This is a genomic window from Mucilaginibacter segetis (genome assembly GCF_016522075.1).
GTDB classification, from domain to species: Bacteria; Bacteroidota; Bacteroidia; order Sphingobacteriales; family Sphingobacteriaceae; genus Mucilaginibacter; species Mucilaginibacter segetis.
Window position 1 is genome coordinate 1,602,649 of record NZ_JAEHFW010000001.1, and the last position, 17,779, is coordinate 1,620,427.

At 37.8% G+C, this 17,779-nt stretch carries 11 protein-coding genes; 5 read left to right on the forward strand and 6 right to left on the reverse strand.

Annotated features, from left to right (window positions below; genetic code table 11):
- Window positions 1-39: 39 nt before the first annotated feature.
- Complete coding sequence (gene alaS, locus I5M19_RS07350) at window positions 40-2,730, forward strand: alanine--tRNA ligase (RefSeq protein ID WP_200065556.1); 2,691 nt, start codon at window positions 40-42, stop codon at window positions 2,728-2,730.
- A gap of 74 nt (window positions 2,731-2,804) precedes the next feature.
- Here the strand turns inward: alaS and I5M19_RS07355 are convergent, their stop codons facing one another.
- Both I5M19_RS07355 and I5M19_RS07360 read right to left on the reverse strand, forming a co-directional pair.
- Window positions 2,805-3,458, reverse strand: coding sequence for a hypothetical protein (locus tag I5M19_RS07355; protein ID WP_200065557.1), 654 nt, complete (start codon window positions 3,456-3,458; stop codon window positions 2,805-2,807).
- Between the two features lie 91 nt (window positions 3,459-3,549).
- Window positions 3,550-4,659, reverse strand: a complete 1,110-nt coding sequence (locus tag I5M19_RS07360; protein ID WP_200065558.1) for a fatty acid desaturase family protein — start codon at window positions 4,657-4,659, stop codon at window positions 3,550-3,552.
- 205 nt (window positions 4,660-4,864) lie between these two features.
- Here I5M19_RS07360 and gatB point away from each other — a divergent pair, with 205 nt between their 5' ends.
- The 3 genes from gatB (at window position 4,865) to I5M19_RS07375 (ending at window position 8,249) form a co-directional block, all read left to right on the forward strand.
- Window positions 4,865-6,334, forward strand: a complete 1,470-nt coding sequence (gene gatB, locus I5M19_RS07365) for an Asp-tRNA(Asn)/Glu-tRNA(Gln) amidotransferase subunit GatB (protein WP_200065559.1) — start codon at window positions 4,865-4,867, stop codon at window positions 6,332-6,334.
- Entirely contained in the window at window positions 6,335-7,459 is a 1,125-nt protein-coding gene (locus I5M19_RS07370; RefSeq protein WP_200065560.1) for a TlpA disulfide reductase family protein, read from the forward strand.
- Between the two features lie 97 nt (window positions 7,460-7,556).
- Window positions 7,557-8,249: a response regulator transcription factor gene (locus I5M19_RS07375; RefSeq protein WP_200065561.1), complete on the forward strand. Its 693-nt coding sequence runs from the start codon at window positions 7,557-7,559 to the stop codon at window positions 8,247-8,249.
- A 71-nt stretch (window positions 8,250-8,320) separates the two neighbouring features.
- Here I5M19_RS07375 and I5M19_RS07380 read toward each other — a convergent pair whose 3' ends face one another.
- From I5M19_RS07380 to I5M19_RS07395, 4 genes are read right to left on the reverse strand one after another with little or no spacing between them, the layout of a single operon-like run.
- A complete protein-coding gene (locus I5M19_RS07380; RefSeq protein WP_200065562.1) occupies window positions 8,321-8,989 on the reverse strand; it encodes a response regulator in 669 nt (222 codons plus the stop codon).
- 7 nt (window positions 8,990-8,996) lie between these two features.
- Window positions 8,997-9,791 carry a sensor histidine kinase gene (locus tag I5M19_RS07385; RefSeq protein ID WP_200065563.1) on the reverse strand — a complete coding sequence of 265 codons (795 nt, stop codon included), beginning with the start codon at window positions 9,789-9,791 and terminating at the stop codon, window positions 8,997-8,999.
- A complete protein-coding gene (locus I5M19_RS07390; RefSeq protein ID WP_200065564.1) occupies window positions 9,758-10,420 on the reverse strand; it encodes a hypothetical protein in 663 nt (220 codons plus the stop codon). The genes I5M19_RS07385 and I5M19_RS07390 overlap by 34 nt, the downstream gene beginning before the upstream one ends.
- Window positions 10,421-10,473: 53 nt before the next feature.
- The gene (locus I5M19_RS07395; RefSeq protein WP_200065565.1) at window positions 10,474-10,863 is read right to left on the reverse strand and encodes a hypothetical protein; all 390 of its coding nucleotides are present in this window, start codon (window positions 10,861-10,863) and stop codon (window positions 10,474-10,476) included.
- Window positions 10,864-11,180: 317 nt separating this feature from the next.
- Between I5M19_RS07395 and I5M19_RS07400 the strand changes: the two genes are divergently transcribed.
- Window positions 11,181-17,777 carry a polyketide synthase gene (locus tag I5M19_RS07400; protein WP_200065566.1) on the forward strand — a complete coding sequence of 2,199 codons (6,597 nt, stop codon included), beginning with the start codon at window positions 11,181-11,183 and terminating at the stop codon, window positions 17,775-17,777.
- The last annotated feature ends 2 nt before the right edge of the window (window positions 17,778-17,779 follow it).

Sequence of the window (17,779 nt, forward strand, 5' to 3'; positions counted from 1 at the left end):
CTTCCCGACTTTCGGACTATTAATTAACTTTGCAGCATTATGACAGCTACCGAAATACGCCAGACATTTCTTGATTTTTTTGCTTCTAAAGGACATGTTATTGTACCCAGCGCACCTATTGTTGTTAAAAACGATCCAACTCTGATGTTTACTAATGCGGGGATGAACCAGTTTAAAAACATATTTTTAGGAGAAGCTGTCGCAAAGGCCCCGCGTGTGGCTGATACACAACGTTGCCTGCGGGTAAGCGGAAAGCATAACGATCTGGAAGAAGTGGGGGTAGATACTTATCACCACACCATGTTTGAAATGCTGGGCAACTGGAGCTTTGGCGACTATTTTAAAAAGGAAGCCATTGCCTGGAGCTGGGAGCTGCTTACCGAAGTTTATAAGCTGGATAAGAACCGCCTTTATGTAACCTATTTTGAAGGTGACGAAAAGGAGGGTTTGGAAAAAGATACGGAGACTTACGATCTGTGGAAACAGTATGTAGATGAAGCTCATATATTGCCCGGTAATAAAAAAGATAATTTTTGGGAAATGGGTGAAACCGGACCATGCGGGCCGTGTTCCGAAATACATTTTGATAGCCGACCTGATAATGAACGCACGGAAGTTGACGGCGCTACCCTGATCAATGCCGACCATGACCAGGTTATCGAGATATGGAATAACGTTTTCATGCAGTTTAACCGCTTAAAAGATGGATCGCTACAATCGTTACCTAACAAGCATGTAGATACCGGTATGGGTTTCGAGCGCCTGGTGCGTGTGCTGCAAGGCAAAAGCTCAAATTATGATACCGATGTTTTTCAACCATTAATAGAATTTATTGCAGACAAAAGCGGAAAAGCCTATTATGCCGAAGCTAAACCCGGTGAAGATGGCTGGAACGATGCGGTGGCCATGCGTGTGCTGGCTGATCATATTCGTGCGATAAGTTTTGCCATTGCAGATGGACAATTGCCATCCAACAACAAGGCGGGTTATGTCATTCGTAGGATATTGCGCCGTGCGGTAAGGTATCAGTACCAATACCTGGATTTTAAAGAACCATTCCTGAACCAGTTGGTGCCGCTTTTAGCAGTACAATTTAAAGGTGTGTTTGATGAATTGTGGAACCAGAAAGATTTTGTGCAGAAGGTGGTTTTAGAAGAAGAGGTAAGCTTTTTAAGAACATTAGGGAATGGGATTAATAAGTTTGAAGAGTATTTACAAAAACGTAAAAATGAATTAAAAAAACTTAAAAATTCAGATGATTTGCCATTTGTAGACGAAGGATTAATTGAAGGCGATTTTGCCTTTGAACTTTCGGATACTTATGGTTTTCCAATTGATTTAACTGAATTGATGGCTCGTGAAATCGGACTATCTATTGATATGGGTGGTTTTAATGATGCTCTTCAAGCTCAAAAACAACGTTCACGTGCAGCCACTGCCATTGATACCAGCGACTGGGTAATGGTTATGGAAGAGGAGGTGCCTGTTGAGTTTACCGGGTACGATGAAACCGAAACCATAGCTCACATTGTTAAATACCGTAAAGTAAAAGCTAAGGGTAAAGAGCAATATCAAATTGTTTTAGATAAAACACCTTTCTACGCTGAGAGCGGTGGCCAGGTGGGCGATAAAGGCGAACTGGTATTTCCTGACGGAGAAATTATAGAGATAACAGATACTAAAAAAGAGAACGGATTGATCGTTCATTTTACAGATGAGTTACCCGATACCTTGGAAGATGCCTTAACCGCGATAATAGATCAGCAGCAACGCAACAGTACCGAAAATAACCATAGCGCTACGCACTTATTGCATGCTGCTTTAAAACAGGTTTTAGGTACACATGTAAACCAAAAAGGTTCGCTCGTAAGTGCCGATTATCTTCGTTTCGATTTTTCGCACTTTGCAAAAGTAAGCGACGAAGAACTGTTGCAGATAGAAGCCATAGTAAACGGAAAGATAAGGGAGAACGTAGCATTAAAAGAGGAACGAAATGTACCTTATGATGTGGCCATCAGCAGTGGTGTAACCGCTCTTTTTGGTGAAAAATATGGTGACCATGTGCGTGTTATCACCTTTGATGAAACCTTTAGTAAAGAACTATGTGGCGGCACGCATGTTAAAGCGACCGGGCAGATAGGCTATTTTAAAATAGTAACAGAAAGTGCTGTAGCTGCCGGGGTGCGCCGTATAGAGGCAATTTCGGGAATAGCTGCAGAATTGTACATAAACGAACAAGCCAGACTGGTACAGCAGGTTAAAGAGCTTTTGAAAAACCCGAAAGATGTAACTAAAAGCATTGAATCCCTATTGGATGAAAACACCCGTTTAAAGAAAGAATTAGAAAAGTCTGTTCTGGAAAAATCCGCCGGATTAAAAGATGAATTGGCTAAAAAAGCCGAACAAATAAATGGGGTAAACTTTATAGCCCAACAGGTAGAATTACCCAATGCCGATGCTATAAAAACATTGGCCTACCATTTAAAAGATATTGTTAATGATCTTTTTTTGGTATTAGTTGCTGATATAGCCGGGAAACCAAATATTACTGTAATGATAGCTGAAAATCTGGTGAAAGAAAAGGGTTTACACGCCGGTAATATTGTAAAAGAACTTGCTAAACTGGTTAAAGGTGGCGGAGGCGGGCAGCCGTTTTTCGCTACAGCCGGCGGCAGTGATGTAAGTGGTTTATCCGCAGTATTAGAAAAAGCAAAAAGCTATATATTGTAAATGCTTACTATTCCAAATATTAAACAAGAAAGCCGCTTTATCAGCGGCTTTCTTGTTTAATAAGCATATTATTTTTAGTGGTGACCACGGTTTCCGCCATGTCCGCCATTGGTATGTGCTCTTGATGCACCATGACTACTGTTGCCGTGACCGCGAATAGTTACATGTGTACGGCTGGTTACCCGGCGTGTAGTATGGTGATTTGGTGCGTGGGTAACCCTTGTGCGGGTTACTGTTCTGGAATGCGGCGCACCCGGAGATCTGTGAGTAACCCTGGTATGCGTTACAGTTCTGTTATGAGGGGTGTAACGTGTACGATTTACTACTCGTGTATTGGGTCTTGCCCTGTAATGATCTCTTATAATAACCTGATGGCCTCTGTTACCTCTGTATTTGGCATAGATGCGTCTGTCATGAGAAAAATAACGATAGGGATGCGGCCTGTATACGGCTACTTTATAGCCATTATTTATATTATAATAACGATAACGGTAAGGTAAGGTATTTCTGAATACCCACTGGCCATTTATTAGAAATACAAATTGGTGTGTTGGCACATAATAATAACTTTCTATATCCGGCAAGTAGTAATAATCTGCCGATGCGTATTCAACAGGGGGATTCCATGCGCCTATATGCAAGTCTACACTTACCTGTGCTTTTGTTTTAGACGATGTTAACGTTAATATTAATAAAAGGGGGATCAAGCTTACAAATATCTTTTTCATAGTATCATAAATTTAAATAACACGCATAATTAACTATCGTGCCTGTTTAATAGACTGGGAGCACATCTTATGGTTTAATTAAGCGCTTACATTACAGTTCTCCGGCAACAAAAAGATTTTCTGTTTGGCCGTTTTTCTTCAGCAGCATAAAGTGCGATTTTATAGCCGCCGGCAGCGAATAAGAGCGGTAATTGAGATGATATTTTTTTGCATACCTTTTAATAATAGGTGTGATGGCCGGGTAATAGGTATGAGCTACAGTGGGGAATAAATGATGGGCCACATGATGATTAAAACCACCGAATAAAATATTTGCAAGCCGGCTTTCAGTACTGAAATCTTTAGTTTCAGCAACCTGATACATTGCCCAACTCATATCAATTTCTCCATTATCAGGTGGTAAAGGGAATATTGCATCTTCATCTGCATGAGTTGAAAGTAGCGCGGTTACTCCAAAAGCGCTGGCCGCAAAATGCATTATAAAAAAGGCGGCTAAAATAGTATACCATGGCTGATCAAGAACGAGCATCGGTAATATTAACATTATAAATAAATTGCAGGCCTTCGCAAGAAAAAGTTTATAATATTCAATTTTGGGAATACGTACTACTCTTTTAAGATAATTGTCCTTCAATCCAAAAAAATCTTTAAAATCTCTTATGAGCAGCCAGTTTAATGTATATAAAAAATACATGAACCACATGTATATATGCTGGTAACGATGAAAGCCGAACCATTTACTTTCCGGAAAAATCCTTAAAATATCACTCTGCTTTACATCAATATCCCAATGCTGCATATTCGGGTACGGATGGTGTAAAACCAGGTGGCGTTTTTTCCATATATAACTATTGCTACCAAAAAGTTCCAACACATAGGTTAACCATTCATTATAATTACGCTTTTTAAATATAGCACCATGGGCGGCATCATGAAAGGTATTTAAGAAAACGAGTATCATACTTATACCCGTTAAAATATAAAATAAAAATAGCAGGCGGGTATAATTACCGAATAGTAATATACAGCTATAAAAGGTAAAATATAGTGTTATAAATAAGATAGACTTTATGATGATCTGTTTTTGTATGCTTTTGTTTTGCAATACCTTTCGTTGTACTTCTTTAAGGAGCTCTTTATAAAAGTCATCAGAACCTGCCTTTTTAAATGTGGGTTTAATCAGGTTTTCTACAGTTGCCATTGTTTATACTTCAATGCTTAATAACTAATATTTTTAAAACAGTCTTCATAAAAGTTGGTTTGCATAAAATATATAATTCTGACCTTTCACAGACATTAGTCAGCCTCAAGCATGTTCATTAAAAGGCAAAAAATCCCTATAAAAAATAACTAATAACGTTATATTTGACAAGTTTGATCAATGCTGACAGCAGCTAAAATATAATATGGCAGTTCTGAAGAGCGGCGTAAGTGATAAGTACGAATTAGTAGTAGGATTAGAAGTTCACGCGCAATTATCCACATTAAGTAAAGCATTTTCCTCAGATTCGGCAGCTTTTGGTGCCGAACCTAATCATCATGTCAGTGCTATATCATTAGGGCATCCGGGCACGTTACCACGTATCAATAAAAGGATGGTGGAATATGCGATAAAAATGGGCATTGCCTGTAATTGTTCTATTAATCTCACTAATACATTTGCTCGTAAAAATTATTTCTATGCTGATTTGCCTAAAGGTTTTCAAACCACGCAAGACCAGCATCCTGTGTGCCTTGGCGGTAGTATTAAAGTAAAGCTGGCCAATGGTTCTATAAAAGATCTGGCTATTCATCATATTCACATGGAGGATGATGCCGGTAAAAGTTCGCACGATCAGCATGATCAATTTTCACTTATTGATCTGAACAGAGCAGGAGTACCTTTAATAGAAATAGTATCGGAACCTGATATGCGTAGCAGCGAAGAAGCCGGCTTGTTTTTAACAGAAATACGCAGGCTGTTACGTTACCTTGACATATGCGACGGTAATATGGAAGAAGGCAGTATGCGCTGTGATGCCAATATATCCGTGAGATTAAAGGGTGCGAAATCTTTTGGTAACCGTTGTGAGGTTAAAAATCTTAACTCGATACGCAATGTGCAGCGTGCAATTGAACATGAATTTGAACGACAAGTATCAATTATTGAAGGTGGCGGGCATATAAGTCAAAATACTCTTAATTTTAATGCGGATACCGGTGAAACTTCTGTACTTCGTTCCAAAGAAATGGCCAATGATTACCGATATTTTCTTGAACCTGACCTGTTACCCGTTACGCTTACCGAAGTATATCTTTCATCTATTCGTGAAAGCATGCCGTCGCTTCCGGCCGAACTTTATGCTAAATATGTTACAGCATTTGGTTTAAGTGATTATGACGCCGAAGTTATTACATCGGATAAAGACTTCGCAGCTTATTTTGATGCTGTAACCCTGTTTACCCAAAATTATAAAGCCGCAGCCAATTGGTTAATGGGTGCTGTTAAATCATATTTAAACGACAATAATTTATCTATAATTAATTTTACTTTAAAACCCGAAACCCTGGCTCAGTTAATTAAAATAGTTGATGAAGGTAAAGTAAACAACACTCTGGCAGCACAAAAACTTTTCCCGGCACTAATAGCATCTCCACATAAATCAGCTATTGATATAGCTAATGAACTTAATTTATTTATAAGCGAAGACAGATCAGAAGTAGAGCAGTTTATACAGTCTGCCCTGGCCAAATTTCCTGATAAGGTAATAGAATACCAAAAAGGAAAGAAAGGCGTTTTAGGCTTGTTTATGGGCGAGATCATGAAAAGCTCCAAGGGAAAAATAGATCCTAAAAAAACCAATCAACTTTTAATAAAGCAATTAGAATCTAAATAAATGAAACAACGTTTTATAACTTTTATCGCCTTTTTATCCGCTCTTTTTATTATATCATGTAAAAGTAGTGATGACTTTACAATCTCAGGAACACTTAAAAATCCCGGCGATCTGAAAATGGTTTACCTGCTTGAAGCTGATAGCACACAAATAATTATTGTTGACTCAACCACGTTAAGCGAAAAAAACAAATTTCAATTTAAACATAAGGCCCCATACGCTAACTTATTTAAGCTACGTATAGGTAATAATATCTTTGATTTTATTGCTAAAAATGGCGATGATATTGAATTCAGCACCGATATGTCTGATATATCACACGCATATAATGTATCAGGATCAGAAACCTCTGAAAAAATAAAAGAATTTAACAAGATCAGTAATTACTACGGCGAAAAAAATAGCATTTTGTCTGACGAATACAGTACAAAAGCACAAGCACTTGGACATGAGTCTGACTCATTATTAAGTATTTACATGCCTCAATTTCAAAAAAATATTACCGACTACAGTAACGCGGTTTTAAAATTTATAGCTGATAATAAAAAATCATTAGCCGCTTTTTACGCAGCAACTTCTCTTGATCAGTATAAGTATGAACAACAACTGGTTGCTTATGCTGATGATATAAAGGATGATTTTAAAGATAATCCGGGTGTACAAATCTTCATCAGACAAATGGAGGCGATTAAGCCTGTTTCGGTCGGCCATAAAGCTCCTGAATTTACAGCTGCCGGTATTGATGGTAAACCAATAAAATTATCTGATTATAAAGGCAAATATGTGATGCTGGATTTTTGGGCTTCATGGTGCGCACCATGCAGGCAGGAAAATCCGAATGTTGTAAAGCAGTATAATAAATATAAATCCAAAGGTTTTAATATTTTGGGAATATCGCTTGATACTGATAAAAAAGATTGGGAGAAGGCTATTGCGGCAGACAAGCTTACATGGACCCACGTTTCTGACTTAAAGCGTTTTGAAGGACCTACTGAATTGTTGTATAAGGTGGAAGCAATTCCATCTAATTTTATTATTAACCCTCAGGGTGTTATTGTTGCAAAAAATGTAACCGGTGCTGATCTTGAAGAATTTTTAAACAAAATATTTAATAAGCCTGAATAAATAGTTAACTTAAAGTGATATTTAACAATTTGTTAATATGAAATTAACCGTTAGCTGCTTTTAAGATTATACTTTTATACAAAAAAATTAACCTTACATGAGCACCTCCGGAAAGCAAAAAATACTTATAGTTGATGATGAACCTGATATTTTAGAGCTGATTGAGTATAATCTAAAAAAAGAAGGATATCAGGTTTATTCTGCACGTAACGGGCAGGAAGCCGTAGCTGAGGCCAAAAGAACACTTCCTGATCTTATTGTACTTGATATAATGATGCCTAAAATGGACGGTATAGAAGCCTGCCGTATTATGCGAACCATGCCCGAATTTAAAAACACCTTTATGGTTTTTTTAACCGCGCGTAGTGAGGAGTATTCTGAAATAGCAGGTTTTAACGTAGGAGCCGATGATTACATAGCTAAACCTATAAAACCCAGAGCATTAGTGAGCCGTATTAACGCAATACTGCGCAGAAATTCAACACCCGAAGAAGTTGCAGATAACAAACTGGAGATAGGAGACCTTGTTATTGACAGAGAAGCATATTTGGTTTATAAAAATGGAGTAAAGGTAGTTTTAGCAAAAAAAGAATTTGAACTGCTTTATTTACTTGCATCAAAACCCGGAAAGGTTTACACCCGGGAAGTAATATTAAAAAACATCTGGGAAGATTCAGTAGTGGTAACAAACCGTACCATCGATGTGCACATACGTAAACTCCGTGAAAAATTAGGAGACGATTGCGTAGCTACTGTAAAAGGTGTTGGCTACAAATTTGAAGTACGATAAATTATGTTTCATAAATGATAAAAAGCTCCGCATAAGACGGAGCTTTTTATGTTATAGATGAGATACTTCTGTTAAATTGATAGTTGAAAAAGATTGTACCTTATAGCAAATAAAACGAGACCTGCGGTATTCCTGCAATTCACTTTATTTATGAGCCGCTTGCGATGTCCCTCAACAGTGCGAACGCTTAGAAACAGCTCTTCAGCAATTTCCGAATTGTTATATTCTTTACAAATAAGTTGAAGCAGTTGTTTTTCACGTTTAGATAAGGCCACAGGAATTTTATCAAAAGTGTTGTTTACATTATGCTTATGGTTGGAGCTAAGCCGTATTGCCCTTAAAACTTCGGTATTAAAATAAAATCCTTTTTGATAAACTGTTTTTATCGCAAGGGTAAGTTCATCTTTGTCACAGTTTTTGGCCATATAGGAAGCTGCACCCGCATTTATCAATTGAGTAATAAGCAAATCGTTAATATGTACTGATAGTATAACTATTTTTATATTAGGAAATTTCTTATGAAGTATTTTATTAAGTTCCACACCATTCATTCCTGGCATGTCAAGATCTATAATTGCAACATCAACTTTTATATCGGTCGAATTTAATGCCTCAATAAACGCCTCTCCACCCGGATAGTCACCTGCAAGTTTGAATATCTCTACTGAGTTAATTAATAGCGCAAGGCTCTGTCGGAATAAATTCTGATCATCAACTATTGCTACGTTAATTTTATTCATAAATAGTTTAAACAACAGGGTAATTAATTGTTATGGAAAATCCCTTATCATTATAATTCCCCAATTTAAAGTCGGCGTTAATATTAAGCAATCTGCTTTCTATATTTTGCATACCCATTCCTTTTTTTGAAGTAACTTGCTGAGACAAACCCCGGCCATTATCAGTATAGATAATTTTTAAATATTGTTCATCTGAGAAGAATTTTATATTAGCATTGCTAGCCCCTGAATGTTTAATGGTATTATTTAATAACTCTTCTAAAACCCGATATATTGCGGTCGCGGTATGACTATCTAAATTACCTAATTCATTATCCGCATTGTTCAATATAGCGATATCTAATTTACCCGACTGGTTAATTATAGTGCAGTGTTCGGTTATTGCTGCCACCAATCCGTAATAAGCCAGGGTAGTAGGAGATAAGTTGTGAGAGATATTACGTACATCTTTTACTATTTTATCAATAGTGTTTTTGCTCGACTTAATAAACTCTACGTGATGCACATCATTTTCATCTTTAGGTTTAAACATTTCAATAATGAGTCTAAGTCCGGATAACATTGTACCTACATCATCGTGAAGATCCTGCCCGATACGTTTTCGCTCGGCCTCTTGTGATTCAATTACCGCACGTAAAAGCTCTTTTTGATGAGCAATCTCCGCCTGTTGAAACTTCTGTCGTTGTTTTAAAAGCTTATTTTGATTGCGTATGGAGTATAATATAAAAGAAACAACAAGTAAAAATGTCCCTGCTATGCCTAAAATTATTAAGATGTAAATATTGTCGTTTTTGTTTTGCATTTATAAAAACCTATAGCAAACAAAATATACTCCAATGCTAATATACTTTCAGAAACGCCGAAAATAATATGAATTAAAGTATGGTTTGCTTTTAAAATGTAATTTGAAGATACAAACATCAAAAGACCACTTGCGTAGTAAAGAAGCAAGCCAGTGTTTATCCAATTATAACAATTATCCGCCCAATTTACATTAGTATCACTATCATTTTGTTTAAACAATAATTGCATACTATATAAAGCTATCAATATAGCCCCGATAGGTCTGGTATAGCTATTAAATTGTTCCTTATTTTGGATAAAAAGTAAATTTATGATACATAGGATAGCGAATGTTATTGCAATGGCTATTAACTGTCTTCTCTTTTTTTTATCATAAAAAATCATGAAATATAATGACAAGCAACAAAATTCAAAAATCCCATAAAGATGATAAATTAAAATAGAATTGCCACCGTAGATTATGTAGATGCGATTAATAAGATTAATAATTGCAGAAATAAGTACATACCAAAATATAACTTTTAATGCCTTAGGCAGATATTTATATTTAAAAACTGCAAAGAATATTGGCAATAAAGCTGTAGATGGAATAATATAGTGTGTATAAAGTCTGTAAAAGTTAAACATAACAATATTTATAAGCCTTAAATATATTAAAGCTTATAAATATTTGTCATAAATTATTGGCATAAATCGCTTTCAGTATCACATTCCGGAGGGCATGGCTGCGTCATATCATATACGTTGCTTTGTCCGTCGCCGCCAACACCACCATCGGTATCCGGAACTATTACTAATATATCTTTGCCATCTACCACAGGTACCAGCATTAATTTTGCTGTTTTTGGATCATTAGGTGACTCTAACCCAATATATGCTCTTACTGCTTCTGCATCAGGGTTATATAAAAGGATGTTTTTAAAGTCAATAATTGGAATTGAAAATGATTTAATATTAAATTCCTGTTGAGAAGTTACTAAATAGTTTCTCCAGTTTTCAGCCAATTGTATGGCATAATCTACAGGGATTGTTCCTTCAGGTCCGCTTGATGAATTGTTTTCGTTACTCATGTAAAAATTAGTGATATTGTTAAATAAATATTAAAAGATGTTTAAAAAACGCCTGAAATTACCGCTTTAGATATCAGTATTAAACGATTTTTTACGAATGAACAAAATGAACAATGTTATTTGCAGCAATAAATTAACTTTCACTTTAATTGAAAGTTATACGCTATTCATGATATGCTTATAGTTATTATCTGTAGATTAAAATGAAAATTTTGGAGAATTCTATGTGCTCCCTACAACTAAAATCTCTATATTAATGCCGTTTTTCGATCTTAATTTAAGATGGAAAATTTAGAACCTGAACTTCGTGTATTAAAATGGATATTCTATCAGCTAATAGTTATTTGGGCAATTCTGATGAATTGCTTCTTCATCAATTATTTGAGCAACAAGTTGAACAAACGCCGAATACTATTGCTGTACAGTTTGATGATGAAAAACTTACTTACGCCCAATTAAATGCCAAAGCTGACCATCTGGCAAGCGAAATAAGCCAAATCGCTCCCGAATCTTTAATAATAGGTGTAAGTACAAGTCGTGGTATCGCAACTATTATTAGTGTTTTGGCTATCCTGAAATGCGGTAAGGCTTACCTGCCACTTGATCCAACCTATCCTAAAGACCGACTCGAGCAAATTATAAATGATTCTGGCGTAAGCTTATGTTTAGCTCCGTCTAACGAAGATATTTTATTCAAACATCTGTCAATTAACATTCTTCCTTCGGATAAATATTATGATACTGTAGAATTTACTGCAAACAATAAAAAAACGACTGTTGCTTATGTGATATATACTTCCGGATCAACCGGTAAACCCAAAGGTGTTTGCGTTGGTCATTCAGGTGTTATCAACCTTATCCTGTGGCATAAAAAGCACTCAAAACTCAGGGATGGAGACCGCACTTTGCAATTTGCACCTTTGAGTTTTGATGAGTCGGTAAAAGAGATATTTTGCACCATAACCATTGGCGGTACACTTGTATTAGTGGACAACGAGCGTCGTTTGGACCCATACCGTTTATTAAGATACGTAGACGAGCAACAAGTGAACCGCATGATATTGCCATTTGTTGCTTTGCAATATTTTACCGAAGCGGCAGATGTTGAAAAATTCTATCCTGAAAGTTTGCAGGAGTTTATCACAGCTGGTGAACAGTTAAAAATAACGCCCCAAATTGTAAGATTTTTCGTTGCCCTGCCTCAATGCGATTTTTATAATATGTATGGCCCAACAGAGGCGAGTGTTACAAGCACGTCTTTACATTTAGAGGGATCGCCTTACTATTGGTCATTATTGCCTGCTATAGGTAAGGCTATTGATAATACGGAGATGTTTGTGCTTGACGAACAGCTTAAATTACTGCCTGATGGTGAAGTAGGTGAGTTGTGTATCAGCGGTGCCAACCTGGCTTTAGGTTATTTGAATAGAAAAGATCTTACCGGGGAGAAATTTATTGATTGGGAATACGCGGGTAAAATTATACGCATCTATCGTAGTGGTGATTTATGCCGTGTGTTAACCGATGGCAATATTGAATATTTAGGACGTAAGGACACCCAGGTAAAGATAAGGGGTAACAGAGTAGAGATAGGAGAGATAGAAGTATTACTAAACCATCTGCCCGGCATTCAGCAGGCGGTAGTTATAGCCAGAGAAGATAATCCGGGTGACAAAAGACTTGTTGCTTACCTGGTTTCAATGCTTGGTAAAGGCAATACGGCCCAAATTAGAGATATTATTGAGCAGAAACTGCCTGATTATATGATGCCGTCGGCTTTTGTGTGGCTTGACGAATTGCCTAAAACAACGAGCGGAAAGGTTGACAGGAATGCATTACCAAAACCCAATTTAAAAAGACCAGAATTAAACAACGTATTCCATCCACCATCTACTTACACTCAAAAGCGGTTAACTGAACTATGGAATGATCTGCTTCAGTTAGAGAATATTGGCATTAATGATAATTTTTTTGAACTTGGTGGAAATTCGCTTATAGCTTTAAAAACTATAACCGCATTAAAGAAGCAATTTGGTTACCAATTGCCCGTAACAAAATTATACCAATTGCCGACTATCAGCGGTATAGCAGCTCATTTAGATGGTAAAAGTAACACAGCAACAGAAGTCGTATTACCAAAATCACCTGCAAAAAACAATACGGATGTAGCTGTAATAGGAATGGCAGGCAGATTCCCCGGGGCAGATACTATTGAAGAACTTTGGAATATTTTAATAGAGGGTAGAGAAACAATTAAATTTTTTACTGACGCCGAGTTAGATCCATATATTCCTTCTTCAATAAAAAACGCATCTAACTATGTTAAAGCTCGCGGGATCATTAACAAGGCTGATGAATTTGATGCAGCGTTTTTTGGATTGAATCCAAAAGTAGCCGAATTGATGGATCCTCAACAACGTATCTTTTTAGAGATAGCATGGGAGGTGTTGGAACAAACCGGCTATTTGCCTTCGAAGTATAAAGGATCTGTAGGAGTTTTTGCCGGTTGTGGTAACAATACCTATTACATTAACAATGTAATATCAAACAAGGAATTGATAAATAATGTTGGCGAATTTTTAGTTACTACGCTTAACGAAAAAGATTACATTGCCAGCCGTACCGCTTATGAGTTGAATTTAAAAGGCCCGGCAATAAGTGTGCACTCAGCCTGTTCAACTTCATTGCTGGCCATTGCAGAGGCGGTGGGAAGTATTCGATCTGGCCAGTGCGATGTGGCCTTGGCTGGTGGGGCATCAATTACATCTCCAATAAACAGCGGGCATTTGTATCAAGCAGGTACAATGCTGAGCGCCGATGGACATTGTCGTTCATTTGATGCCAGAGGTGACGGGACAGTGTTTAGCGATGGGGCTGGGGTGGTGTTGTTAAAAAGCCTCGCCGAAGCCGAAAAGGATGGCGACACTATTTACGCTGTTATTAAAGGGGTAGGATTAAATAATGATGGTGCGGGTAAAGGAAGTTTCACAGCCCCTAATGCAACCGGACAAGCCGGAGCAATTAAAATGGCAATCAATAATTCGGGCATTTCCGCGGGTGATATTAGTTATGTTGAGGCGCATGGTACGGCAACTATACTGGGTGACCCAATAGAAATAGAAGGGCTTAAATTAGCTTTTGGTCAGCAAGAAAAAAAACAGTATTGTGCAATTGGTTCTGTAAAAAGCAACCTGGGCCATTTAACAGCCGCTTCGGGCGTAGCAGGTTTTATAAAAACTACGCTTTCCTTACACCACCGGCAAATTCCGGCTTCCATAAATTATGACACTCCCAATCCTAATATTGACTTTGAGAACAGCCCTTTTTATGTTAATACACAATTGACTGATTGGGGTAATGGGGAAAAACTTATAGCAGGAATAAGTTCATTTGGTGTTGGAGGTACTAATGTTCATGTAATATTAGCAGATTACTTACAAGCCCCTAAAGTTAGTTCTGCCGGGCGCGATGTTCAACTTATTTCCTGGTCTGCAAAAACCGAGAACAGTGCCGAAAACTATCGGGAGAAGCTAGCAGAATACATCAAATGTAATCCTGAGGTTTCAATTGCGGATATAGCTTATACGTTACAAAACACTAAAGAAAGTTTTAATCAACGATCTTTTGTATTAGCTGACAGTAGAGATGATCTTATCAATAAACTCTCTGCTACTGATGGTGTAAATTCAAACAAACTTACGATAAAGGGCAACGAAGTTGTTTTTCTCTTTCCTGGTCAGGGATCGCAGTTTGTGAATATGGGAAAAGACTTGTACGAAAAGGAAATAGTATTTAAAGAAGCGGTAGATGAGTGTGTTTCATATTTAAAACACACCATACAGGAGAATATTTTGGAAGTAATATTTAATAATAGTACAAAAGATGAGGCTGAAACTGCTCTAAAAAATACACTCTATACTCAACCGGCATTGTTTATAATATCGTATGCAACTGCTAAACTATGGATGAGTTGGGGCATTATGCCAACTGTACTTACCGGACATAGCATTGGAGAATTTGTGGCTGCACATTTTGCCGGAGTATTTTCGTTAGCCGACGCTGTTAAGTTAATAGGCGCAAGGGCAGAAATAGTTAGTAAAGCCGAAGCAGGAAATATGCTTTCTGTCAGATTGCCTGAGGAACAGCTAAAAGCGATATTGCCGGATACACTTTCAATAGCTGTTATTAATACCAGTAAAACATGCGTGGTTGCGGGCGCGACGGAAGAAATTAATAAGTTTTCTGAACTGCTTGATAAACAAAATATCGCAAGTCGTTTATTGCAGACCAGTCATGCTTTTCATTCCGCTATGATGGATGATATTGTGGAGCCGTTTGAGGCGATAGTAAAGCAAATAAAATTAAATCCGCCTGTAAAACCGATAGTATCGGCTGTTACCGGTAAATGGCTGAGCGAAAAGGAAGCTACAAGCGCCACGTATTGGGCACAGCATTTAAGAAATACGGTACGTTTTGCCGATGCTGTTTCCTTTGTAACCGAAGACGAAAGCCGTATACTACTGGAAGTTGGACCGGGAAATGTTTTGGCTACGTTAGTTCGCCAGCAAACTGCCGGTAAAGAGGTGAAGGTTATTGCTGGTTTTACAAAAGAAGAACCATTTGGATATAATTCAGTTTTAAAAGCTTTAGGATTATTATGGCTTAACGGAATTGAGCCGGATTGGAAAGCTTTTTACGGTGAGCAAAACCGTTTAAGGGTTGACTTGCCAACTTATGCTTTTGACAGAAAGCGTACCTGGGTAAACCCTGCAACGCTTGTTAATACCGTAATGCCAACTTTTGAGGTTAAATCAGAAACGCTAATTGAAAATTCAACCGAAATACCCGTAATTATGGCGGATAGAAAAAATACATTAATTCCTAAGCTAAAAGCGATCTTTGAAAATGCATCAGGAATTGATATAGATAGTACAGATGTCAGCTTTGTTGAGGCAGGCTTTGATTCGCTTTTGCTCACACAAATCGCTACTAATCTTAAAAAGGAATTTAATGTACCTGTTACTTTCAGAAAGCTTTTTGAAGATTATAGCTCGTTGGAATCATTAGCACTTTACCTTGATGAGGTTTTACCCGCAGATAGCTATCAACAAGAGGTTACGTCTCAATTTTTACAATCGCATAATCAAATTATTACCCCGGCAGGCATAAACGGGGCCAACCCTGCGTTGGATATGATAGCCCAACAATTACAAGCTTTAGCCAACCAGGTTGTCAACTTACAAAATGGGAATCATCAAGCCATCCGCCCATCAACAACGACAAAACCCTCTGCAAATGGCCATGCGCTGTCTGCTGTTTCACAGTTCGATCTTACACCTGAAGAACATATAGAAGCAAAAAAACCTTTTGGAGCAACAGCCCGGATAGAAAAGCATGTACAGGGGTTAAATGATAAGCAACAAGCTTTTTTAGAAAAGCTTGTCATTGATTACAATAAGAAAACGCGCGGTAGTAAAGATCATACTCAAAAGCATAGGTCTTACATGGCCGATCCTCGGGTAGTGAGCGGCTTTAGGCCACTTACAAAAGAGATAGTTTACCCGATAGTTGTAAATAAGTCGAAAGGTAGTCGCTTATGGGATATTGATGGTAATGAATATATTGACGCCTTAAATGGTTTTGGCTCAAATATGCTCGGTTATCAACCGGAGCCTGTAAAAAAAGCTATACAGGAGCAATTGGAAAAAGGTTACGAAATTGGGCCACAGCATGAATTAGCAGGTGAGGTGTGTGATCTGCTTTGTGAATTTACAGGATTTGATCGTGCTGCACTTTGCAGTACAGGCTCTGAAGGCGTTTTAGGCGCAATGCGCATAGCACGTACGGTAACAGGTCGTTCTATTATTGTTGCATTTAGCGGTTCATATCATGGTATAATGGACGAGGTTATAGTACGCGGCACCAAAAAGCTACGTACAATTCCCGCAGCTCCGGGTATTATGCCCGAAGCTGTACAGAATATGCTGATACTGGATTATGGCACAGAGCAATCGCTGCGGATAATTGAAGAGCGCGGTCACGAAATAGCTGCGGTATTAGTGGAGGTAGTACAAAGCCGTCGACCTGAATTTGTACCTGTTGATTTCTTAAAAAAATTACGAAAAATTACCGCTGCAGCTAAAACCGCGTTGGTATTTGATGAAGTTATTACCGGTTTCAGAATGCATCCGGGAGGTATGCAGGCTATATTGGGCATTAAAGCAGATATAGGCACATACGGCAAAGTAATTGGCGGTGGTTTACCGGTGGGTGTAATAGCTGGTATTAAGGAATATATGGATGCACTTGATGGGGGATATTGGCAATACGGGGATAGCTCTACGCCGGAAGCCGGTGTTACTTACTTTGCAGGTACATTTGTAAGGCATCCCCTGGCGCTTGCAGCTACAAAGGCCTCGTTACTTTATATGAAAGAGAAAGGCCCCAACTTACAACAGGGTCTAACTGATAAGACCACTTACCTCGTAAAAGCCTTGAATGAAATTTGTCAAAAATATAATACGCCATGCTTTGTGGCACAATATGGCTCTTTATGGAAGCTGAAATATAGAGAAGAATATCCTTACAGCGAATTATTTTTTACACAAATGAGGTTAAAAGGAATTCATATTTGGGATGGTTTCCCTTGTTTTATGACTGATGCACATACACAGGCCGACATAGACACTATAATAAAATGTTTTGAAGAATCGGTAAGTGAATTAGTTGCCGCTGAGTTCATACCCTCAAGTGATTCTTTTGCTGATGTTGCCGCACCATTTGTAGAAAAAAGATACGATGACAGGAATGTGCCGCCCCTTCCCGGTGCGAAACTCGGACGTGATAAAAACGGAAATCCGGCGTGGTTTATCAGTGATGACAAAATGCCCGGAAAATACATTCAGATTAAATGATA

Bases quoted from the DNA above. Each gene is read 5' to 3' on its own strand.
- I5M19_RS07360 (WP_200065558.1), bottom strand. From the start codon at position 4,659: ATGGCAACTGTAGAAAACCTGATTAAACCCACATTTAAAAAGGCAGGT.
- I5M19_RS07380 (WP_200065562.1), bottom strand. From the start codon at position 8,989: ATGAATAAAATTAACGTAGCAATAGTTGATGATCAGAATTTATTCCGA.
- alaS (WP_200065556.1), top strand. From the start codon at position 40: ATGACAGCTACCGAAATACGCCAGACATTTCTTGATTTTTTTGCTTCT.
- I5M19_RS07400 (WP_200065566.1), top strand. From the start codon at position 11,181: ATGGATATTCTATCAGCTAATAGTTATTTGGGCAATTCTGATGAATTG.
- I5M19_RS07355 (WP_200065557.1), bottom strand. From the start codon at position 3,458: ATGAAAAAGATATTTGTAAGCTTGATCCCCCTTTTATTAATATTAACG.
- I5M19_RS07385 (WP_200065563.1), bottom strand. From the start codon at position 9,791: ATGCAAAACAAAAACGACAATATTTACATCTTAATAATTTTAGGCATA.
- gatB (WP_200065559.1), top strand. From the start codon at position 4,865: ATGGCAGTTCTGAAGAGCGGCGTAAGTGATAAGTACGAATTAGTAGTA.
- I5M19_RS07390 (WP_200065564.1), bottom strand. From the start codon at position 10,420: ATGTTTAACTTTTACAGACTTTATACACACTATATTATTCCATCTACA.
- I5M19_RS07395 (WP_200065565.1), bottom strand. From the start codon at position 10,863: ATGAGTAACGAAAACAATTCATCAAGCGGACCTGAAGGAACAATCCCT.
- I5M19_RS07375 (WP_200065561.1), top strand. From the start codon at position 7,557: ATGAGCACCTCCGGAAAGCAAAAAATACTTATAGTTGATGATGAACCT.
- I5M19_RS07370 (WP_200065560.1), top strand. From the start codon at position 6,335: ATGAAACAACGTTTTATAACTTTTATCGCCTTTTTATCCGCTCTTTTT.